The organism is Gordonia sp. Z-3 (genome assembly GCF_036233855.1).
GTDB classification, from domain to species: domain Bacteria; phylum Actinomycetota; class Actinomycetes; order Mycobacteriales; family Mycobacteriaceae; genus Gordonia; species Gordonia tangerina.
On the sequence record NZ_JAZARS010000005.1, the window covers coordinates 1 to 21,152 of the forward strand.

19 protein-coding genes and 6 pseudogenes are annotated in these 21,152 nt (G+C 67.4%); 9 read left to right on the forward strand and 16 right to left on the reverse strand.

The window, feature by feature from the left end:
* Nucleotides 1-85: 85 nt before the first annotated feature.
* The 7 genes and pseudogenes from VX037_RS06695 to VX037_RS06725 all read right to left on the reverse strand — a co-directional run.
* Nucleotides 86-277 (reverse strand): annotated as a pseudogene (locus VX037_RS06695) (FAD-dependent oxidoreductase); the annotation flags it as partial.
* Between the two features lie 158 nt (nucleotides 278-435).
* Nucleotides 436-1,899, reverse strand: a complete 1,464-nt coding sequence (gene tnpB / locus VX037_RS06700; protein ID WP_328713706.1) for an IS607 family element RNA-guided endonuclease TnpB — start codon at nucleotides 1,897-1,899, stop codon at nucleotides 436-438.
* Nucleotides 1,899-2,198: pseudogene (locus VX037_RS06705) on the reverse strand (recombinase family protein); the annotation flags it as partial. The gene tnpB (VX037_RS06700) and the pseudogene VX037_RS06705, both read right to left, overlap by 1 nt.
* Nucleotides 2,199-2,280: 82 nt before the next feature.
* Complete coding sequence (locus VX037_RS06710) at nucleotides 2,281-3,513, reverse strand: cyclopropane-fatty-acyl-phospholipid synthase family protein (RefSeq protein WP_328713708.1); 1,233 nt, start codon at nucleotides 3,511-3,513, stop codon at nucleotides 2,281-2,283.
* A 113-nt stretch (nucleotides 3,514-3,626) separates the two neighbouring features.
* A complete protein-coding gene (locus VX037_RS06715; protein WP_328713709.1) occupies nucleotides 3,627-3,980 on the reverse strand; it encodes a Fe-S protein in 354 nt (117 codons plus the stop codon).
* Between the two features lie 80 nt (nucleotides 3,981-4,060).
* Nucleotides 4,061-5,437: a diacylglycerol/lipid kinase family protein gene (locus VX037_RS06720; RefSeq protein ID WP_328713711.1), complete on the reverse strand. Its 1,377-nt coding sequence runs from the start codon at nucleotides 5,435-5,437 to the stop codon at nucleotides 4,061-4,063.
* 13 nt (nucleotides 5,438-5,450) lie between these two features.
* Nucleotides 5,451-5,912 carry a hypothetical protein gene (locus tag VX037_RS06725; RefSeq protein ID WP_328713712.1) on the reverse strand — a complete coding sequence of 154 codons (462 nt, stop codon included), beginning with the start codon at nucleotides 5,910-5,912 and terminating at the stop codon, nucleotides 5,451-5,453.
* A 122-nt stretch (nucleotides 5,913-6,034) separates the two neighbouring features.
* On the opposite strand from VX037_RS06725, the gene cynS reads away from it, so the two are divergent.
* Together cynS and VX037_RS06735 are read left to right on the forward strand one after the other, a co-directional pair.
* Nucleotides 6,035-6,487 carry a cyanase gene (cynS, locus tag VX037_RS06730; protein ID WP_235726281.1) on the forward strand — a complete coding sequence of 151 codons (453 nt, stop codon included), beginning with the start codon at nucleotides 6,035-6,037 and terminating at the stop codon, nucleotides 6,485-6,487.
* 105 nt (nucleotides 6,488-6,592) lie between these two features.
* The gene (locus VX037_RS06735) at nucleotides 6,593-8,014 is read left to right on the forward strand and encodes a purine-cytosine permease family protein (protein WP_328713713.1); all 1,422 of its coding nucleotides are present in this window, start codon (nucleotides 6,593-6,595) and stop codon (nucleotides 8,012-8,014) included.
* A 23-nt stretch (nucleotides 8,015-8,037) separates the two neighbouring features.
* On the opposite strand, the gene VX037_RS06740 is transcribed toward VX037_RS06735, so the two are convergent.
* Nucleotides 8,038-9,576: a PucR family transcriptional regulator gene (locus VX037_RS06740; protein WP_328713714.1), complete on the reverse strand. Its 1,539-nt coding sequence runs from the start codon at nucleotides 9,574-9,576 to the stop codon at nucleotides 8,038-8,040.
* A gap of 89 nt (nucleotides 9,577-9,665) precedes the next feature.
* Between VX037_RS06740 and VX037_RS06745 the strand changes: the two genes are divergently transcribed.
* Together VX037_RS06745 and VX037_RS06750 are read left to right on the forward strand one after the other, a co-directional pair.
* The gene (locus VX037_RS06745) at nucleotides 9,666-10,175 is read left to right on the forward strand and encodes a nucleoside deaminase (protein WP_235726279.1); all 510 of its coding nucleotides are present in this window, start codon (nucleotides 9,666-9,668) and stop codon (nucleotides 10,173-10,175) included.
* On the forward strand, nucleotides 10,172-11,143 hold the full coding sequence (locus VX037_RS06750) for an isopenicillin N synthase family dioxygenase (protein ID WP_328713716.1): 972 nt from the start codon (nucleotides 10,172-10,174) through the stop codon (nucleotides 11,141-11,143). Before VX037_RS06745 ends, VX037_RS06750 begins: the two co-directional genes overlap by 4 nt.
* Before the next feature lie 99 nt (nucleotides 11,144-11,242).
* Here VX037_RS06750 and VX037_RS06755 read toward each other — a convergent pair whose 3' ends face one another.
* Both VX037_RS06755 and VX037_RS06760 read right to left on the reverse strand, forming a co-directional pair.
* Nucleotides 11,243-12,667, reverse strand: coding sequence for a S1C family serine protease (locus VX037_RS06755; RefSeq protein WP_442903646.1), 1,425 nt, complete (start codon nucleotides 12,665-12,667; stop codon nucleotides 11,243-11,245).
* Nucleotides 12,668-12,796: 129 nt separating this feature from the next.
* A complete protein-coding gene (locus VX037_RS06760; RefSeq protein WP_235726277.1) occupies nucleotides 12,797-13,393 on the reverse strand; it encodes a TetR/AcrR family transcriptional regulator in 597 nt (198 codons plus the stop codon).
* A 233-nt stretch (nucleotides 13,394-13,626) separates the two neighbouring features.
* Between VX037_RS06760 and VX037_RS06765 the strand changes: the two genes are divergently transcribed.
* Complete coding sequence (locus VX037_RS06765; protein ID WP_328713829.1) at nucleotides 13,627-14,595, forward strand: oxygenase MpaB family protein; 969 nt, start codon at nucleotides 13,627-13,629, stop codon at nucleotides 14,593-14,595.
* Nucleotides 14,596-14,638: 43 nt separating this feature from the next.
* Here VX037_RS06765 and VX037_RS06770 read toward each other — a convergent pair whose 3' ends face one another.
* A complete protein-coding gene (locus VX037_RS06770; protein WP_235726276.1) occupies nucleotides 14,639-15,343 on the reverse strand; it encodes a guanylate cyclase in 705 nt (234 codons plus the stop codon).
* 34 nt (nucleotides 15,344-15,377) lie between these two features.
* Here VX037_RS06770 and VX037_RS06775 point away from each other — a divergent pair, with 34 nt between their 5' ends.
* On the forward strand, nucleotides 15,378-15,563 hold the full coding sequence (locus tag VX037_RS06775) for a hypothetical protein (RefSeq protein ID WP_235726275.1): 186 nt from the start codon (nucleotides 15,378-15,380) through the stop codon (nucleotides 15,561-15,563).
* Nucleotides 15,560-16,612: a PHP domain-containing protein gene (locus tag VX037_RS06780; RefSeq protein ID WP_287016797.1), complete on the forward strand. Its 1,053-nt coding sequence runs from the start codon at nucleotides 15,560-15,562 to the stop codon at nucleotides 16,610-16,612. Before VX037_RS06775 ends, VX037_RS06780 begins: the two co-directional genes overlap by 4 nt.
* 42 nt (nucleotides 16,613-16,654) lie before the next feature.
* Here VX037_RS06780 and VX037_RS06785 read toward each other — a convergent pair.
* The 5 genes and pseudogenes from VX037_RS06785 to VX037_RS06805 form a co-directional block, all read right to left on the reverse strand.
* Nucleotides 16,655-17,047, reverse strand: a pseudogene (locus VX037_RS06785) (ABC transporter permease); the annotation flags it as partial.
* Nucleotides 17,048-17,100: 53 nt separating this feature from the next.
* On the reverse strand, nucleotides 17,101-18,564 hold the full coding sequence (gene tnpB, locus VX037_RS06790; protein WP_328713706.1) for an IS607 family element RNA-guided endonuclease TnpB: 1,464 nt from the start codon (nucleotides 18,562-18,564) through the stop codon (nucleotides 17,101-17,103).
* On the reverse strand, nucleotides 18,564-19,145 hold the full coding sequence (locus tag VX037_RS06795) for an IS607 family transposase (RefSeq protein ID WP_328713718.1): 582 nt from the start codon (nucleotides 19,143-19,145) through the stop codon (nucleotides 18,564-18,566). The genes tnpB (VX037_RS06790) and VX037_RS06795 overlap by 1 nt, the downstream gene beginning before the upstream one ends.
* A gap of 57 nt (nucleotides 19,146-19,202) precedes the next feature.
* A pseudogene (locus VX037_RS06800) lies at nucleotides 19,203-19,628 on the reverse strand (ABC transporter permease); the annotation flags it as partial.
* Nucleotides 19,625-20,458, reverse strand: a pseudogene (locus tag VX037_RS06805) (ABC transporter ATP-binding protein); the annotation flags it as partial. The pseudogenes VX037_RS06800 and VX037_RS06805, both read right to left, overlap by 4 nt.
* Before the next feature lie 14 nt (nucleotides 20,459-20,472).
* Between VX037_RS06805 and VX037_RS06810 the strand changes: the two are divergent.
* Nucleotides 20,473-20,664, forward strand: a pseudogene (locus VX037_RS06810) (response regulator transcription factor); the annotation flags it as partial.
* A gap of 101 nt (nucleotides 20,665-20,765) precedes the next feature.
* Complete coding sequence (locus VX037_RS06815; RefSeq protein ID WP_235722396.1) at nucleotides 20,766-21,149, forward strand: hypothetical protein; 384 nt, start codon at nucleotides 20,766-20,768, stop codon at nucleotides 21,147-21,149.
* Nucleotides 21,150-21,152: the final 3 nt, after the last annotated feature.

Sequence of the window (21,152 nt, forward strand, 5' to 3'; positions counted from 1 at the left end):
TAACTGGCAATCCAGGTGGTCCCATCCCCATGGCAAACAATCAGCCCAGGGTGGTCCCTTCACGGTGGCAAATGACAAACGGCATGCCGGGCAGGCCGTCGTATCGGGCGGGGGAGTACAGGCGAAGGCTGTCCCATTGGCGGCGCCAGTTGTCGCCGATTCGGTGGTTGGCGTCGATCACCACGCAGGGTTGTTCGTGTTTGCGGAGATGATACGCCGTGGCCAGGCCGGCCTGGCCCGCGCCGACGATGACGGTGTCGATCTGTTCGATGTTCATGGCGTCCTCCTGCGTCGGCCGACATCGGTGTCGGCTTGGCCGACCGGCTCGGACCGGTCGACTCTGACGCTAGGCAGCCACAGTCGCCGCCACATCGGACATCAACCGTTGCCTTCTGGTGAGCAAACGTGAGCATTGCTGCTGTGTCTGCGGTGTCATCAGGCAGCCTCGCCTTGCGGTGAGGCGGTCCCCGTCTGACCAACACTGGTGGTGTTGTGCGGGGTTGACGTTTCATCGCCTCCTGCGTCGCCCGCTTGCGCGGGGTCGGTCTCCTGGCTGGCTCCACGTCCTGCCACCGAGCCACTCTCGGTGGGACTCTGTTCACCCAGGGTGTGGGTGTCGCCGAGTCGGGCGAGGTTGATCGCGGCGTTGCGATCACGATCGATCCGCACGCCGCAGTTGTCACACACGAACACCCGATCCGCCAGCGACAGTTTGGTTTTCACTGTCAGGCAGGCCGAGCATGTTTTCGATGACGGATACCAACGGTCGGCCTCGACGAGAACCGAACCGTACCACCGTGTTTTGTAGCCGAGCAGCCGCCGGATTTCGGCAAGCGACGCATCAGCCAACGCCCGATTCAGGCCACGTTTGCGCGAACCCCCGGCCGAGCCCATCCCGGCCGCGTTCAATGTTTCCACCACGATCACCTGATGGTGCGCAGCGAGTGTGGTGGTGGCCTTGTGGAGGACGTCGCGGCGTACCGCTGCGGCGCGGGCGTGGGTACGCCCGATCCGCTGCTGCGTGACGCGCCACCGGTTCGACGGCTGCTGCCGAGTCTGGGTGGCCGAATCATAGCGGCCACGCTGGCGGGCGGCGCGCCGCTGCAGCGCCCGTAGCCGATGCTGGGCGGCGGTCAACGATTTCGGTGCCGCGACCCGCGCCACTTCACGCCCGTCCGGGGTAGCCACAACCAGCAGACTGTCAGCCTTCACCCCGACATCAACACCCACCACCGGCGCCTGGGCACCGACATGGCCGGGTACCGCGACTGCTCGCTGCACGACGACCTGAAATGCCACATGCCAGCGGCCTGACGCGTCTTCGGACAGAGTCGCCGAGAGAACCCGGGCTGTTCCGTTATCGATGCGGCGAGCCAACTTTCGGGTCGACTCGTGCGTCTTGATCCGCCCGATCCTGGGCAGAGTGATGTGGTGGCGGTCGGTCTCGACCCGGATAGTGCCGGTCGTGAACCGCACCGACCTACGTGCCCGTGCGGACTTGAACCGCGGGAACCCGACCGGTTTCCCCGCACGTTTGCCTGCACGCGACTTGCCCCACGCGTCCAAGCCCCGAGCCAAGGCGTCGAGTCCGGAACTGTAGGCCTCTTTCGAGTTGTCACCCCACCACGGGGCGACCTCGTCCTTGCGCGCATTCCACTGCTTACGCAATCCAGCCAACGACCAATTCAGTAGCGGCGTCAACTCGGCCTCGACGATCCCGTACGAGCGTTCGGCGGCCCGTTGATCGATCACCGCCTTCACCACCGCCAGCATCACATTGTGGGCAAATCGTGCACCCCCGGCATGAGACCGGAACGCCCGCACCTGCGCAGGCGTGGGATCGAGCGCGAACCGGTACGCCTGGACTGTCCAACCCGCGGGCACCTCGAACCGGGCCATCAGCCCAGCCCGGTCGTCTCGGCATGTGTGGTAGCGGTGACAGCGCGCAGCGCCCGATTGCGTGCACCACGACGGCCATACAAACCCGCGCACATCGACGTCAACACCTCGATCACGTCGCGGACCAGATCATCGTCGGTCTCACCCTGATCAGTCACCACGATCCGACGCCCCTGCGCCGACAACGCCGCTTCGAGATACTCCACCCCGAACCGCGCCAGACGATCACGATGCTCCACAACCACCACACTGACAGACGGGTCCGACAACACCCGCCGAATCTTGGGGCGCTTCCCGTGCGGTGCGGTGTTCACCCCATCGCTGTCCAGGTGCGAGAACGCGCCACATCCCGATGGGGGAGCGCGGTCCGCGTCCAGGACGTCAGGCGGGTCGCTGCGCAGTGATCTGGTCGACCCCCATCCGGCCGTCACGGAATGCCATCCGTCCGCCGACCAGGTACAGCCGCCACACACGCGCCATCTCCTCGCCGACGAGGTCGACGAGGAGTGCCCAGTTCTTCTCGAAGGTCTCGTACCAGGCGTCGACGGTCCGGACGTAGTGTTCGCGCATCGCCTCGACGTCGCGGATCTCGAGGCCGGCCGCCTCGAGGATATCGACGGTACGGCCGATCGGGCGCATGTACATGTCCGGGGCGATGAACGCCTCGATGAACGGGCCGCCGCCCGGGTGATTGCCCGCAGGCCGCGACATCTGTTGGATACAGACGAGCCCGCCGGGAACAACCTTGTCGGACAGGGTCTGTGCATAGACAGGGTAGTTGCGTTGACCCACGTGCTCGCCCATCTCGATCGAGGCGACCGCATCGAATCCGCGGTCGGGGATGGCGCGGTAGTCCTGGACCCGGATATCGACGAGGTCGCCCAGTCCACGCGCGGCCACCCGAGCGTCGATGAAGGCCTTTTGCTCGCGCGAGATCGTGACGCCGACGACGTGCGCACCGAACCGTTCGGCGGCGTGCAGACTGAGCGATCCCCAGCCGCAACCGACGTCCAGCAGGCGCATCCCGGGGCGTGTGTCGAGTCTGACCTTGCGGCAGACCCGGTCGAGTTTGTCGGTCTGGGCGTCGGCCAGACCGTAGCCGGGTTCGTTCGATGTCCAGTAGGCGCTCGAGTACGCCATGTGCTCGTCGAGGATGAGGGCGTAGAACTCGTTGGACAGATCGTAGTGATGGCTGATGGCGGCGCGGTCTCGCGTGGGCGAATGTCGCCGTCCGCGGATCGACGCCTGCGATTTCGGGTTTGCCGGTGGCAGGCCAGCAATCCCCAGGGAGCGTGCGAGTCGTATGACGTCGAGCATCGACCGCGGACTGAGTCGCACAGAGCTGAGCCCGCGCTCGTGGGCCACCGTCCACAAATGCGTCAAGGTCTCGTCGAGGTCGTCGCGGACGTCGATCTCGCCGGTCACATACGCCTGCGCCACGCCGAGTTCGCCGGGATGCCAGAGCAGTCGGCGCAGGGCCTCCGGTCGGTAGACCACCACACGCGGAGCGTCGCAGGGCCCGGCCGAACTGCCGTCCCACGCGGTGAGATGCACCGGCAACGGACCGTTGACGTGCCGTTCGACGACGTCGGCGATGGCGGTTGCGACAGTCATGACCCTCCTCGTCACACGCCCGCCGCGGCGGTTCCGGCCGGGGTGTCACCGGGAGTTCGGTGCCGACCGGTGCGCGGATGGGCGCCGTGACCGGCTGAGTCCGGGGTCGTGGCCTACCAGATGACGGCGACGCCGGCCGCCGACACCGACAACAGACCGGCCGCGACGAACAGCGCGCGCGGCACCGGCTGTCCGGTTCGACGTTGCCGGGCGCTGCCGATGCCGAGTACGGCGCCCAGCGCGAGCAGGAGGACCAGTTTGACGCCGATCTTGGTGTAGTTGAGGTCGATTCCTTCCGGCCAGGGCGCGGCCAGTGCCAGACCGGTCAGCAGTGACAGCAGCAGGCCGTACTCCATCGGCCGGGTGAACCGGAACCGTTGCGCCGCCGCCTCGGCGACCCAGGCACCGAAGGTGATCGCGAAGCCGACGATGTGCACCAGGACAACGACGTTGCGTAGTAGATCCACGCCGTCAGCGTACCCGAATCGGACATCGGCACATCGGTGATCTGCGGGAGCGCCCATGACCTGCGCAGGCGGGGTGGCGGTCAGAGTCGAGGGACGCGTCCCGCCGCCATGTCCACCAACGCTCGGACGTTCACGTCGCGTGCCTGCCGACGTGCGGCGATGACCTCGTTGTCGGCCGGTACCAGTAGGCGCAGGCCGCGCGGATGCGATCGAATCGTCATCGGGGTCGTGAGGTCGACGGCCTCGCCGTCGATACCCGCGGCCGCATGACCGCTGCGCGACCGGATCTCGACCGATCCGGCGGTGAATTCGTGCCAGAACGGGCTGGTCTTGCGGAGGCCCAGAGCCGATCGGGTCATCAGTCGGGCGGCCTCGGCCGCCGTGGACGTGGACACCGCGATCACCCCGAGGGCGCCGGTGTCCATCCGGCGGCGGGTCGTGGCGTCCAGCGACGTGGATGCGACGTAGGGATTGTTGGACACCAGGATCACGAAAGCACCGTCGACGTCGCGTCCGGACGGGGCAGTGAACTGCAGATCGAACGGACGGGCGGTGGGGCCCAACAGATCGGGCAGCATCGCCGCAGCGGTCTGGGCCTTGTCGGCGCGATAGGACTCCTCGGCGACGATGGTCGCATACACCCCGAGGGACACGTTGTTGACGAACAGGCGGCCGTTGACCGTGCCGTAGTCGACCCGTCGTTCCACCGCGTCTGTGAACGCGCGCAGGGTGTGGCGCGGGTCGTCGCGGTCCAGTCCCAGGTCCAGTGCGAAATGATTTCGGGTGCCGGCGCTGATACAGACGAATGGCAGATCGTGTTCGACGGCGACGGCCGCGACGATCGCCTGCGAACCGTCACCGCCGGCCATGCCAAGGCAGTCGGCGCCGGCGGCCACCGCGTCGTGGGCAAGCTGTTCCAGATCGTCGCCGGGCTCGAGTTCAACAGTTTCGACACCGAGTTCCGCTGCGGCCGAACGTAGCCCGAACCTCTCGACCTTGCCGTCGCCGGATCGGGGATTGCAGATGAGGACTGGCCGTTGCGGCCGATGGGATTGCTGACGACGGTCAAGCGCGTGCAGGTCGGCGGCCAGTGCGAAGCGTGCACTCGCCACCGCCACACCGAGGACCCCGACCGCGGCCAGAAGGCGCAGGATCATCGCGTCGGCGGCAATGAGCGCATGCGCCATCGCCCAGGTCATGACGACGAACCCCGCGACGATCGCCGCCATACCCCACAGCCGCCGCCGGTCGCGCTCGGTCACCACCCACCAGGCGCCACCGACGGCCAGTCCGAGACCGCCGACGGTGGCGACAAGGGCCGGTGCGCTGTGGATCACGAAAGCAAGTGATGCCACCCCGAACACGACCAGTCCGATGAGTGCGGTCAGGGCGGCAGCCCGGTGTCGGAGATCGGGCCGATGGGTGAGGTCGCTGCGTTGGCTCCGTTGCTCGTCCATCTGCACCGATCGGTCAGTGGGGCGTGAGGCGGAACGAGCGGGCTCCCGCCCGCCATGCTGTGTGTAGATCGGTCTCGCTGGGGTTGCCGTGCACATCGAGCTCGATCTCGTTGAACTTCGCGAACTGCGGATTGTCGCGGCACAGCGTGGCGTAGTGGGCGACCACGTCTGCCTCCTCGGTGAAGGCCTCGACGTCGGCGGTCCGTCGGCTGCCTTGCAGCCGCAGCTCGACTCGACCGCCACTGCGCAGGTTTCGGCTCCAGGCGAACGGGGTGCCGATCAGCAATGACGAATCGACGCGGGAATAGGCGACCGGCAGGGTGTATCGCCGGCCGGACTTACGGCCCACCAGATACAGGGTGATCAACCGGCCACTCACCACGCGATGCAGTCCCGGCGTGGCCAGCAGGCCTCGGACAATGCGGTTCGCGACATTCTGCATCGGCATCTTCTGCGGCCCTGGTGGACTGGTCACGACAGTCAGCGTACCCACCGGGTGGTTGGCCGGTGGCCGGTCGCCGGGGCGTCGTGTGGCGGATGCCGCCGGTACCCCGCAAGGTGGACAAGACAGTGAACCCCGAACCGAGGAGTGAGTAGATGACCGCCCCGATCATGCCCAAGTCCGACGCCGCCGAACTGATCGTCGCCGCCCGAATCCGGCAGGGACTGAAGTGGTCCGAGATCGCCGAGCGCATCGACGCGCCGCTGGTGTGGACCGTCGCCGCCTTGCTCGGACAGCACCCGGTGCCGGCGGAGAAAGCAGCTGTCGTGGTCGAGGTCCTCGGACTCGGCGAAGGAGTCGCCGAGAGTCTCACCCGTCAGCCGACGCGGATCGCCGACGACGCGGTCGCCACGGACCCGACGATCTACCGTTTCCACGAGGCGTTGGCCGTGTATGGCCCGGCGCTCAAGGAACTCATCCACGAGGAGTTCGGCGACGGGATCATGAGCGCGATCAACTTCAAGGTCGACGTGGCACGCCGTGCCGACCCCGACGGCGACCGCGTCGTGGTGACGTTCGACGGGAAGTTTCTCGACTATCGGTGGTGACGTCGCGGCCGGCCACGCAGATGTGCGATCTGTCCTTCGCGACCGCCGCTGCAGTCGACAGTTCGTCAGTTGAATCGGCGACGTCGCGGGCAGCAGAGTTACGCCATGATCATCGGCGCACCCACCGAGCATCCCGACCCGGACGCCACCGCCCTGCACGTCGGCTATCGCGACAAGGTCCTGGCCGTCGAGCCCGGCGGAAACGAACCGATCCCGTTGGCGGCCCGACACGGCAGGCCCCGCGGACTGTTCTGGACGTGGACCGCGCCCAACCTCGAGTTCGCGACGATCTTCGTCGGCATCATCTCGGTTCTCTACTTCGGACTGTCGTTCTGGCAGGCGGTTGCCGCGATGGCGCTGGGCAACCTGCTCGGCGCCATCGCGCACTTCCTGCTGTCGGCCGAGGGGCCGTTGCACGGCGTACCCCAGATGGTTTTGGGGCGACTGGCCTTCGGTTACCGCGGCAATATCCTGCCGGCCACCTTCATGGCCGTGATGTGTGGTGTCGGCTGGTTCGCGACCAACAGCGTCAGCGGCGCCTTCGCACTGTCCACGCTGTTCGGGCTCACACCGCTGACTGCTCTGGTCGTGATCGTGGTGCTGCAAACAGCTTTCGCGTTCTTCGGGCACAACCTCGTGCAGCGTTTCGAACGGCTCGCGGCGCCGGTGTTGGCGATCGTCTTCGTGATCGGCGCGGTGATCATCTTCAGCAAGTCCGATGTCGCGGCACCCGCGGCCGACGGCGGTTTCTCCCTGGGTGGCTTCCTGCTCACCGTCGGTGCCGCCTTCGGCTACACCGCCGGCTGGACACCGTATGCCGCCGACTACACGCGGTACCTGCCGCCGACCGTGTCGAAGGTGCAGACCGGCCTGTTCGCCTCGGCCGGACTGTTCGCGTCGTGCACCTTCCTGATGGTGGTGGGCGCCGCCTCGGTCACCATCGGCGATCCGGTGTCAGAGAACCCGACCGAAGCGTTCACCGCGAACCTGCCGTCGGCGATCGCCGATGTGACCCTGCTCGCGATCGCGGTCGGTGCGGTGGCGGCCAATGCCATCAACGTGTACTCGGGCGCCATGGCATTCGTGACGATGGGATTCACGCTTCCGGTGGGCCTGCAGCGGGCGTTGGTCACCGTTTTCTTCGGCGTGGTCGGCTTCGCCGTCGCATGGTGGGCGCTGGCCGACGCCGCCGCATCCTATGAGGCGTTCCTGTTGCTGGTCGCCTACTGGATCGGTCCGTGGCTCGGCGTGGTCTTCGCCGATCGCCTGCTGCGTCGCGACCCACCGCCGCTGACGCTGCTCTACGACACGGGTTACCGAAACCGTGGTGGTGTGGCGGCGTTCGTGATCGCCCTGGCCGGGTCGCTGTTGTTGTTCTGCAATCAGGAGAAGTTCGTCGGGTTCGTGGTCCGGGCGGTACCCGAACTCGGTGACATCGGGGCGTTCGTCGGATTCGTGGTGGCCTTCGTCGGCTATCTGATCCTCGCCCGTGATCGCGTCGCCCGATCGCAGCAGATGTACCGCTGAACAGACGAATCGTTCGGGCGCTGTCACCGGTCGGCGCGGTGCACCCCGATCGCCAGCAGCATCGAGGCGGCGACGTCGGGTTCGGTGGGGTCAAAACCCAACACCGCGCGGATGCGGTCCAGGCGCTGGTACATACTCTGCCGCCCGATGTGCAAGATCTGCGCGGATCTGGTTGCGCTGCACCCATGGCGCAGATGGGTGTCCAGGGTGGTCACCAGTGGCCCGCCGTGGTGTCGGTCGTGGGTCACCAGTGGTGCCAGCAGGGCGGTGAGTTCGGCGCGGACCTCCGCGCCGATCGTATGGGCGGCGGCATCGGCGAGTAGTTCCCGGCCGGTGAACACGCGTCGGGCGGGAGCGTCGCGACGCAGCGTGTCCGCCAGGGCGATCCGTTCACCGCACCGGCGAAGCGAGACGGTCAGCGCGTTCGACAGACCTGCACCGGGGGCGGAGTCGTCGAAGCCGGTGGCTTCCCCGACGACGAACGTGGAGCGTGTCGCGGCACTGCCGGCCTTTTCGAGTGCCCGCGCCGTCTGGCCCACCGGGTCCGGCGCCGAAGGCACCACGATGAGGCCGTACACCGTCGCATCGACCGTCGCCTGCACCAGGCCACCCAGCGCGCCACCAGTCCGCGCGAGCGCGGACTCGGCCATCCGCGGATCGGGTGCTTCGGCGGCCACCGGCACCACCAGAGATGAATCCCGAACACCCACACCGGAACTGACCAGACGAGCCAGCAGGTCCGCGCGACGGATGGGGCGGCCGTCGACGATTTCCTCGACCAACCGGGCCCCAACGGCCGAACCGCGAGTGCCGGCTCGTGTGAGCGCCGCGGCGAGCGGGCCGGCGGCCAGGTCGAGCAGCGCCTCAGCCCGACTGCCGGATCGGTGGCTGCCACCGGCCACCAATCGGCCGATCTCCCGGCCCCGCACGGTGATCGTGACCGACGCCGGGGCGCCATCGACGATCCGCCAGGCCGCCCGATCGTCGTCGACACCATGGGCAGCGAGCAGTGCCCCCTGCGATCCGATCAACACGATGGGGGAGCCGATCGCGTCGGCGAGGTGTCCGAGCATCCCGGCCACCCCGCCGGATGAGGTCAACTCGGCGTGCAGGGCTGCGTCGAGTCGGGTGCGCAACCGCAGGTCGTCGACCTCCGCCGAGACGATCGCCGTGTTCGCTCGTCGGCACACCTCGATGAATGGCTGCACTCGACGGAGTTCGATGATCGGCAGGCGGCACGCCGAGCCCTCGCGGATCATCTCGTCGGGGATCGCGTCGAAGGTACGCCCGATCTCGAAGGCGAGACCGGCCACACCGCGCTCCGCGAGATCACGGACGTAGTGTCTGCGGGTGCCGGCGTCGAGACCGGCGAGGCCCAGGCCGGTGGTGAGCAGCAATTCGCCACCGGAGAGCAGCGGACCGATCTCGAAGATCTCACTGGAATGCACCCAGCCCACCGGCCGATCGAGGCGATCGTGTGCGGTCAGAACATGCGGATCGGCGCCGTCGAGATGATGCTCGAGAACATCTCGCAGACACAACGACACCGGAGAGGCAGCCACCACCGAATGACGATATGCCCGTAGCCGCGGCAGTGCAGGATGACGAAGTGTCGGTTGTCTGCGAGCCGAACCGGCGGCAGGCTCGGAGCATGGACATCCGCACCGACCCGTTTGCCGATCTGGATCCGATGGCTCTGCTCGACACCGCCTTCCGGCAAGCACAACTGGGCTTGGCCGAAGGGGGCATCCCGATCGGTGCCGCTCTGTTCCGGGCGGACGGAACACTGCTTGGCGAGGGGCGCAATCGACGGATCCAGCACGACGACCCGTCCGTGCACGGCGAGACCGACGCCTTTCGGGCGGCGGGGCGACAACGTGACTACTCGTCGACGGTGATGGTGACCACGCTCGCGCCCTGCTGGTACTGCAGCGGTTTGATCCGTCAGTTCGGGATCGGCGCCGTGATCATCGGCGAGAACCGGACGTTCAGTGGTGGACAGGACTGGCTGGCGGATCTCGGCGTCGCGGTGACCATCGTCGACGACAGCAGGTGTGTGGCGATGATGACCGATTTCATCGCCGCCCACCCCGCGGTGTGGAACGAGGACATCGGCGTGGCCGACACCCCGATCGTGAAGTCGGCAGGAGGCCGGGCATGAGTGACGGTCCCATCCTCACCGTCGATCTCGATGATTGGCGGGCCGGCGGTGCCGCGGCCGACCGGGTGTGCGCCGCCGTCGACGAATCGCTGCAGCAGGCGGGCTTTCTGCTGGTACGCGGGCACGGCATCGATCCCGCTCTGCCCACTTCGCTGCGGGCGGCCGCTCGCAGCTTCTTCGCCATGTCTGCCGAGGTCAAGGGACAGTACGCCGTGACGGTGGGCGGGCGTGGCTGGATCGGCCCCGGGATGGAGGCCAACGGCTACGCCGAGGGCACCGACACACCGCCGGATCTCAAGGAGACCTACAACTGCGGCGCCCAGACGCCGGTCGGCATACCCGGGGTCGACGACTACTGGTTCGCCCCCGACGTCTGGCCGGCCGAGACGCCGGATCTGCGCGGCTTGTTCACCGACTGGACCGGCCAGGTCAAGCAACTCTGCGACGACCTGCTCGCCCTGATGGCGGCAGCTCTCGGTTTCGGTCCGGGCGCCAATCCGTTTCACGGGCTCGCCGGCAATGCCACGTGGACGTCGAACATCAACCACTATCCGGCGGCGAGGGTGGTGGGACCGCCGGAGCCGGGGCAGTTCCGGATCGGCCCGCACACCGACTTCGGCACCGTGACCGTGTTGGATCGCGAACCCGGCGCCGGTGGGTTGCAGGTGTACAGCGACGAGGGCGGATGGGCCGACGCCCCCTTCGATCCCGAGGCGCTCACCATCAACATCGGCGACCTGCTCGAATACTGGTCCGGTGGGCGCTGGCCCGCCGGACGCCATCGTGTGCTGCCGCCGCATCCCGACGCGCCCGACGAGGATCTCGTGTCGCTGATCTTCTTCTACGAACTGAACCACGATGCGGTGGTCACGCCCATCTCGCCGCCACTGGGCAGGCGTCGCGGACTACCGCCGGTGGTCTCCGGCGACTTCATCCGTGAACGGCTCGACGCCATCACCGTGGGGTGACGTTCGGGTCGTAGCGGGAGCTGCGGATACAGGCTTTCCGGTGAGCGTAAACGGCTCCGCCGGTCACCGACCGACGGAGCCGCCCCGTTCCCCGGGGTATCAGGGCACGAGTCCGCCGAACCCGCCGCCGCCGAACGGAATCCGAGGCTGATTCGACTGTCCGCCGGACTCGGGAATGGTGGTCTCCTGCTTGTCCACCGCGCTGCCGAGCTTCACCTGCACGGTCCGCGCGTCACTGCCGGAACCCACGGTGACCGAGACGGTCTCGCCGGGGGTGTGAGTCAGGATCTGCGCCATCAGGTCGGCGTAGTTGCTGATGGGCGTGTCGCCTATCTTGGTGATGACGTCACCCTGCTTGATGCCCGCTTGATCGGCCGCACCACCGGACTGCACCGACGAGATCTGCGCGCCCTCGGCCGCGCTGTCGGTCGCGGTGAGTGAACCGGACACGCCGAGTACGGGTTTGGTCGCCTGGCCGTCCTGGAGCAGTTCGTTGCCGATCCGCTTGGCGGTGTTGACCGGGATTGCGAAACCGAGGCCGTAGGCCTGCACGCCGCCGCTGGCCGCCTGCCCGGTGTCGACCGCTGAGTTCACGCCGACGACCTGGCCCTTCAGATTCACCAGTGGCCCACCGGAATTGCCGGGGTTGATCGGTGTGTCGGTCTGCAGGCCGTTGTACACGGTCACACCCGAACCACTTTCGTCGGCGGCGGTCACCGTGCGCGACAACGCGCTGACGATTCCCGAGGTGACCGTGTTGGAGAGGTTCTCCGGACTGCCGACTGCGACGACCTGCTCGCCGACCTGCAGCCCGTCGGAGTCACCGAGCGCAGCCGGTGTGAGCCCGGATGCGCCGTCGAGTTTGATGACCGCGAGATCGTAGGAGGGCGAAGTGCCGGTCACCTCGGCCCCGTAGGTCTTCCCGTCGCTGGTGGTGACCTGGATCGTGCTCCCGTTGCCGGCCATGGCGACCACGTGGTTGTTGGTCAGCACATAGCCGTCGGGGGACAACACGATGCCGCTGCCGACGGCCGAGCCCTGCGCGCCGGCCACCTTGATGTCGGCAGTCGACTTCGAGGCGATCTGGGCGGCGTAGGTGACCGAACCGGGCTTGACGTCGGCGGCGTTGTTCGCGGTGTCCGGCGCAGAACTGAGCACCGGCACCGATCCGGAGTCGTCGTTGTTCAGCAGCGCGCTGCCTCCGACGCCCACTACGCCACCGAGCAGGCCGGCGAGCAGTGCGGTCACGACGATCGGCTTGGTGACGCCGGCGCGGGGACGATCCGGTGTGCCGACTGAGTGGTGGCCCGCCACATGTGACGGTGCGCCGTGGCTCGTCGGGTACGGACTCGTCATCGGGCCGTGCGCCCACGGTTGGTGGTTTTGGCCGGGCGGATACGGCTGCTGTTGTGCGGCAAAGGGAGTGGTCACCGGTTCGGTGAGGTGTTCGGTGTCGGGGGCGGAGTCGGCAGCGCCGTGCTCGCGGTGTCCGTCACCCGAATCGGCGGGAGGAGTTTGGTTCACGAGCCCACGATGCCTGCCCAGGATGAGAGGATCTCAAGAATCGGGCTGCGGATTCGCTGGCAATTCGCTGGCCGAAATCTCAGGTAAATCGGAGATTCTCGGCTGCTGTGTGGCGCGGGCCGGGTGACCTCACCGAAGAACGAATGCCACCGCCCGCTCCACGACGGCGTCGAGATCCTCGCCGAGGTTGCCCGCCAGCCATTGCTGGGCGAGTTCGGCCATCGCCCCGGTGAACATGGTGGCACCGGTGTGCAGGCTGAGAGGATCGCGCGCCGAGCGCGACGACGCCGTCTCGGCGACAACCAGTTCGGTGAGCAGGTCCTGGGTGGCCGTGCGCCGTGCGGACAGGACCGGGTGGGCGCGCCCCTCGGTGAACAGGATCCGGCCGCATCGGGGGTCGTCGGAACCGAACCCGAGGACAGCCCGGATCCCGGCGGCCGTGCGTGATCGTACCGATGTGTCAGTCGCCGACATAGCCTCTTCCACGCGGGTGGCGAGCCGTCCGGCGATCATGTCGTAGGCCGCGCCCAGTAGTTCGTCGGTGTCGGAGAAACTCTCGTAGAAGTAGCGGGTGTTGAGGCCGCACGCGCGACAGACCGAGCGCACCGACAGTCCGGCGGCGCCCTCGGCGCCGAACACCTCGAAGGCCGCGTCGATCAACAACGCACGGCGCTCGATCCGGCGGTCGGTCAGCGGCACTCCTGCCCAACGGGTTGGTGTCGACATCGCATCAGCCTACGTCGCGCCCGATCCTGATCCCAATGAAGTCTGGTCACGTCTGTCACCAGAAAGTAGGGTGGAGCGCAACGGTCCACCGCCGACTACCGGAAGGACGCGCGATGTCGCCGACGCTCACCGCCCCCTCGATCCCGAATGCCCTATCCATCCCGAATGCCCTATCCATCCCGAAAGGGCTGTCGTTAACCAATCTGGCGCCCTTCCCGCTGCCACATCAGCTGATGGGGCTGTGGCTCAACGGCCGCTTCGACGAGATGGTCCGCGCGAAGTTCTTTCGCGGCATGCAGTTCGACGAACCGCACGGCGATCCGGGGTGGTTCGGACCCGACAGTGCCACCTGGTACGTCCACCAGCACACGCCGGCGCTGATCTTCGGTTTGCAGTGCGCCTCCTATCTCGAGCGCCTCGATCCGAGCATCTTCTGGATGGGAGTGCATCATTCGCGCCTCGTGCAGAAGACCGATGACGGCGAACCCACCGGACGGATCGATCCCGCCGGAGCGGCAGTGCGGCTCGGTCATTCGGTCGCGTTCTTCATCGGCACCGCCTACGGGTCGACCGAGACGGCGCAACGTCTCGCCCGGACGGTGCGGGCGATGCACCACACGATCAAGGGAACCCGCCCCGACGGTCTGGCCTACGACGCCGACGATCCGGACTGGCTGCGGTGGAACTACGCCACCGTGGTGTGGGGAATCGCCACCGCGCACGAGATCTATCATCCGCGGCCGTTGCGGGGCGCCGAACTCGACCGCTATTACGGCGAGTTCGTCCGCGTCGGGCATGCCTTGGGTGGCGTCGACCTGCCCACCACGAAGGCCGACACGCTCGCCTGTCTGGAGGAGTACCTACCGAGGCTGGCGCTCACCCATGGAAATGCCGTCGCCACCGGCGTGAATCTGACCAATCAAGCACAGGCCGCGGTGGACTGGGCGATCCGTGACACCATGCCGCAGTGGGCGGCGCAATTGGTGCTGCACCGACCGCCCAACCCCATCGAGCGCCGCGCGCGGCGCAGCGTCGTGTGGAGTGCACTGAACGGTCTGCAGGCGACCATGGGTGACCTGCCCGAGTACACCGCGGCGCGGGCACGGGTTGCCGACGGGGTCACCGTGGCGCACACGGAGTCGACGTACGTACCCGGCAGCGACCCGGAACTCGGCCGCGCGGAGGTCGAGGCCGCACTCTGATGCGGCGACGGCCTGCGTCGGTCGGCCCGTTCGGCCCACAGATCTACTTCGCCACCGCGATTTCCTCGCCGAGCGCGAACCCGGCTGTCATCGGTAGCTGATCGCCGCTCCAGAATCGGCCCGGATCGAACCACCGGGAATCCTTGTCGGCGTCGAGCAGGCCCATGTCGGTGTAGGTGATCGCGACCACCTCGGCGCAATACGCCGACTCGAGCCCGGTGTCGTGCGCGTGTCGTCGTGCCCGGCGCTCACGTGCCCGGCGGTCGAGGTACGGGATGCCGCGGACCACGTCGACGCTGTTGGGCATTCGGCCCCGAAACCATCGGCCGGCCAGCCGCGCCGTCGCCGGGAAGGGTGTCCCGTCCAGGCGGGCGATCGTGGTGAGCAGGCTGTCCTCCTGTGCGCGGGTGATGTCCGGGCTGAGCTGGCGCAGCCAACAATCCTGGTCGTAGCGATCCATCCACTGCCGGACGGCGTCATGCGCATCGTGCAGCTGGACTCCGCGATGGTGACGGCCGGTCCACACATCGGTCAGCCGGTCGCCGAGCTCGGCATGCCACAGCAACGGGGGCAGATCGTCGATCGCGACGGTCATCGCCACATGATTGACCGGCGCATTGGTGAGGGTCCGGATGGCCCGATCCGGCCCGGATCGGCCGCGGAACAGCCAGATATCGCCGGTGCGGGTCACATCCAGAGCCCGTTCGAGTTCGATGCCGGTGCCGCCGAGTTCCTCGCCTGTGCGCACGAGAGCAGCCTAGGGCAGCAACTATCCTCGAGCCATGCGCAACGCGTGGAAGTGGTTGGGACTCGCCGGTGCGGTCGGAGTGGCGGCCGGTGGAGTGGTGGTGGCCCGGGATCAACGACAGCGCAACGCCTACAGTGCCGACGACGTTCGCGAACGCCTGCATCGGCGGCACGGCCAGGCCCACGCGCCCGCCGATGATGCCGGCGGCGACCAACGGTGAGAGGTCTGCCGCCACTCGACGCCCCGGTGGAGCCGGTGACCGCACTGCGCCGAATCGCCTGGCTGCTCGAACGGGACCGGCAGAGTACCTATCGGGTGGAGGCATTCCGCCGCGCGGCGCGCGCGGCACACGAGGTCGGGCGAGACGAACTGCAGCGCCGTGCGGCGGCAGGAACCCTCACCGACATCGGTGGGATCGGTACGCGGACGGCGGCGGTGATTGCCGAGGCGGTGGCCGGTGGGTTACCCGAGTATCTGCGGCGGCTGCAGGACGCGGCGCCGGCGTCGTTGGCCGACGGCGGGCATGCGCTCTACGCGCGATTGCGCGGCGACCTGCATACCCACACCGATTGGAGCGACGGCGGCGCACCGTTGACCGAGATGGCTTCCGCAGCCGCAACCCTGGGGTTGGAGTGGCTGGCGATCACCGACCATTCGCCGCGGCTGACGGTCGCCAACGGACTCAGCGTGGCACGGTTGCGTGCCCAACTCGATGAGATCGACGCATACAACGACCAGTCCGACAGCGAGCTGCGCCTGCTGGCCGGTATCGAGGTCGACATCCTCGACGACGGCACACTCGATCAGACCACCGAGATGCTCGACCGACTCGACATCGTCACGGCATCGGTGCACTCCAAGCTGCGCATGGACGCGGCACCGATGACGCGTCGCCTGGTGACCGCGGTGAGCGATCCGCGCTGCAATGTGCTCGGCCATTGCACGGGCCGGCGGGTCGGGACCGGCCGGGGTGCCCGACCACCGTCGACATTCGACGCGCGAGAGGTGTTCGCAGCGTGCGCCGAGCACGGTACGGCCGTCGAGATCAACTCACGTCCCGAACGCGTCGATCCACCCGATGATCTCATCGAACTCGCGCGAGACATGGGCTGCCTGTTCGCGATCGACTCCGATGCCCATGCACCTGGTCAACTCGATTTCACCGCGCTGGGGGCGCATCGTGCGGTACAGCTGGGGATCGAGGCCGAACGCATCGTCACCACCTGGCCGGCAGACCGGGTGATCGAGTGGGCCGCGGCCCGCACCTGAGGTGCGGACCACGGCTCTTCCGGGCCGGCTCACGTGACCGGCTCACTTCACTTCCGAGCGCAGGACGCGGATCACTCCCAGCGTCAACGGGATGATGATCCACACCATGGCGGACACGACCAGCCGCGCCCACTCGCCGCCGGTGGCCCAGTCACCTGACTGGAACGGTGCGTTGGTCGACCCGGGGTCGAGCCACTGGCCCACGTTGTCGCCGAACCACGGCACGAGCTCGGTGAACAGCATCAACGCGGTCGGCAGTGCGAAGTAGGCGACGATCGCGCCCGGCGTGTTCAGGATCAGCGCCGCGAAGCCGAATCCCAGGAGAAGGCCGAACATCTGGAGTACGAACGAGTTCAGCCCGGCGGCGGTGAACGACCACGCCCCGGCCGGATCGGTGTAGGCGATGTCGGCGACGATGTTGGCCAGCGCACCCAACCGTTGCCTTCTGGTGAGCAAACGTGAGCATTGCTGCTGTGTCTGCGGTGTCATCAGGCAGCCTCGCCTTGCGGTGAGGCGGTCCCCGTCTGACCAACACTGGTGGTGTTGTGCGGGGTTGACGTTTCATCGCCTCCTGCGTCGCCCGCTTGCGCGGGGTCGGTCTCCTGGCTGGCTCCACGTCCTGCCACCGAGCCACTCTCGGTGGGACTCTGTTCACCCAGGGTGTGGGTGTCGCCGAGTCGGGCGAGGTTGATCGCGGCGTTGCGATCACGATCGATCCGCACGCCGCAGTTGTCACACACGAACACCCGATCCGCCAGCGACAGTTTGGTTTTCACTGTCAGGCAGGCCGAGCATGTTTTCGATGACGGATACCAACGGTCGGCCTCGACGAGAACCGAACCGTACCACCGTGTTTTGTAGCCGAGCAGCCGCCGGATTTCGGCAAGCGACGCATCAGCCAACGCCCGATTCAGGCCACGTTTGCGCGAACCCCCGGCCGAGCCCATCCCGGCCGCGTTCAATGTTTCCACCACGATCACCTGATGGTGCGCAGCGAGTGTGGTGGTGGCCTTGTGGAGGACGTCGCGGCGTACCGCTGCGGCGCGGGCGTGGGTACGCCCGATCCGCTGCTGCGTGACGCGCCACCGGTTCGACGGCTGCTGCCGAGTCTGGGTGGCCGAATCATAGCGGCCACGCTGGCGGGCGGCGCGCCGCTGCAGCGCCCGTAGCCGATGCTGGGCGGCGGTCAACGATTTCGGTGCCGCGACCCGCGCCACTTCACGCCCGTCCGGGGTAGCCACAACCAGCAGACTGTCAGCCTTCACCCCGACATCAACACCCACCACCGGCGCCTGGGCACCGACATGGCCGGGTACCGCGACTGCTCGCTGCACGACGACCTGAAATGCCACATGCCAGCGGCCTGACGCGTCTTCGGACAGAGTCGCCGAGAGAACCCGGGCTGTTCCGTTATCGATGCGGCGAGCCAACTTTCGGGTCGACTCGTGCGTCTTGATCCGCCCGATCCTGGGCAGAGTGATGTGGTGGCGGTCGGTCTCGACCCGGATAGTGCCGGTCGTGAACCGCACCGACCTACGTGCCCGTGCGGACTTGAACCGCGGGAACCCGACCGGTTTCCCCGCACGTTTGCCTGCACGCGACTTGCCCCACGCGTCCAAGCCCCGAGCCAAGGCGTCGAGTCCGGAACTGTAGGCCTCTTTCGAGTTGTCACCCCACCACGGGGCGACCTCGTCCTTGCGCGCATTCCACTGCTTACGCAATCCAGCCAACGACCAATTCAGTAGCGGCGTCAACTCGGCCTCGACGATCCCGTACGAGCGTTCGGCGGCCCGTTGATCGATCACCGCCTTCACCACCGCCAGCATCACATTGTGGGCAAATCGTGCACCCCCGGCATGAGACCGGAACGCCCGCACCTGCGCAGGCGTGGGATCGAGCGCGAACCGGTACGCCTGGACTGTCCAACCCGCGGGCACCTCGAACCGGGCCATCAGCCCAGCCCGGTCGTCTCGGCATGTGTGGTAGCGGTGACAGCGCGCAGCGCCCGATTGCGTGCACCACGACGGCCATACAAACCCGCGCACATCGACGTCAACACCTCGATCACGTCGCGGACCAGATCATCGTCGGTCTCACCCTGATCAGTCACCACGATCCGACGCCCCTGCGCCGACAACGCCGCTTCGAGATACTCCACCCCGAACCGCGCCAGACGATCACGATGCTCCACAACCACCACACTGGCAGACGGGTCCGACAACACCCGCCGAATCTTGGGGCGCTTCCCGTTCAACCCGGACCCGACCTCACACACCACCTCACCGACCTCGTGGCCATTCGCAGTCGCCCACTCGGTGAGCCGGGCAACCTGACGATCCAAGTCCGCGCGCTGATCATGCGAGGACACCCGCGCATACACCACCCGGCCGCCACCACCGACCTCAGCAACGTCGACCCAGATCGTGCCCGACTCCAGACGACGAGCAGGCACCGGCATCCGGTCCTCCCGAAACCACCGATACGCAGTCTGCGGATGCACCCCCTGCGACCGCGCCCACTCAGCCAACTTCACCCACTCACCAAAACACACATTCGATCACGTTTTACTCACAACGTAAGGAACAGTTCACAACCCCAGCGAGATGATCACGGCGGTGACCCCCGCGATGAGCGCTGCGGCCAATTTGGCGAGCACCACCCGTTCTCGGCGCGGTTCCATCGTGAACGTGGTCAGCGCGGTGCGTTGGCTCCATTCGCCGGTGACCAGCAGGATGGCGAGGACCGGCAGGATGATGCCGGTCGGAATGTTCATCATGCCGAAGAACTGTCCGTAGTTCAGGTTCTCGGGGCTGTTGCGGTCGGCGATCAGCATCGCGACCGCGACCACCACCGAGATGACACCGATGGATGCGGCGAGCCAGAATCCGGCGCGGGTGTCGACCAGCTTGCGCAGTTCGACGCGGGTCAATCGGGTCAGCGGGATCGCGGTGTCGCGGATCCCGCCGGCGTCATCGGGCGCCGGAGTTGCTGGGCGAGTGGGAATCTGGACGGTCATGACGGCACTCCTGACAGGGCGGGCTGTTCGCGCTGGGTCTGTTGGGTGAGTTCGAGGAACATCTCCTCGAGCTGGGCTCCGTCGGCGGGTCGCAGTTCCACCAACGCGATGGCCGTGGCGGCCGCGACCCGACCGACGTCCTCCGGTGCGGCGTCGGTGCGCAGACCGCCGCCGTCGGCGGCCCGCACCTCGATGCCGGTGATGCCCAGCGCGGTGGCCAGCGCCGCGTCGTCGAGCGACCGGACCAGGGTTCCCTGGGCGGCCAGCAGCTCGGATGTGGTGCCTTGCGCGACGATTCGGCCGTGGCCGATGACGAGGATTTCGTCGGCGATGATCTCGATCTCGTGCAACAGATGTGAGGACAGCAGCACCGTCCCGCCACGGTCGGCGTAGTCGCGCAACAGCGTGCGCATCCAGTGGATGCCCGCGGGGTCGAGCCCGTTGGCGGGTTCATCGAGAATCAGGATGTTCGGATCGCCGAGCAGCGCGTTGGCGATGCCCAGACGTTGACGCATGCCCAGCGAGTAGTTGCGTACCCGGCGGTCGGCTTCATCGGGCGTCAGACTCACCAGCTCGAGAATCTCGTCGACGCGTGCCCGCGGGACTCCCAGGGTCATCGCGCTGAGTCGCAGGATCTCGGCCCCGGTGCGACCCGCGTGTTGCGCGGACGCGTCGAGCAACACCCCCACGTGCGTTGCCGGGTTGGGGATGTCGCGGTAGACGCGTCCGACGACCGTCGCCGAACCCGACGTCGGCGGGGTCAGCCCGGCGATGATCCGCATGGTCGTCGATTTCCCGGCACCGTTGGGTCCGAGAAAACCGGTGACCTGCTCGCGAGTCGTTGGCGGCGCTCACCGAACGAGAACATGCCGTCGCGGTGTGCGTGGCCACGGGTGCCTCGAACTCGGAGATCGCCGCGCAGCTGTTCATGAGTGTCGCGACCGTGAAGGCGCACATCTCGCACATCTTCGCCAAACTGGGCGTCACCAACCGCGTGCAGGTCGCGATTGCGCTGCATGACGCCGGCCTGGCCTGATGTCGGCCCGCCTGATCTGGGACGTGGCGTAGACGTGTGTTCCGGTGGACACTGGACATCACACGGCGACGATGCCGATCCGCAGCAGCAGGAGGTCGCACATGGCGGAGAACAACGGTCCATTCGGGATGAGTCCCGAGGACTTCGATCGCTTTGCCCGCGAGGCCACCGACGGTGTGCGCGACATGGTCGGCAAGTTCTTGTCCGGCTCCGGGGCCCAGGGCGCGGCGTGGTCGACCTTGTTCACCGACGCCGGACGCCCGCGCCGTCGTGAACCCGAGACGGCGGGGGAGACCGGCACCGGAGTCTGGGCTGTCTTCGTCGTCAGCGACGACGGCGGTGCACGGGTCGAACAGGTCTACGCCTCCGAGATCGACGCGCTGCGGGCCAACAAACACAACACCGATCCGCGGCGTAAGGTCCGGTTTCTGCCCTACGGCATCACTGTCAGCGCGCTCGACGAGGATGACGCCTCCGACGAATGAGGC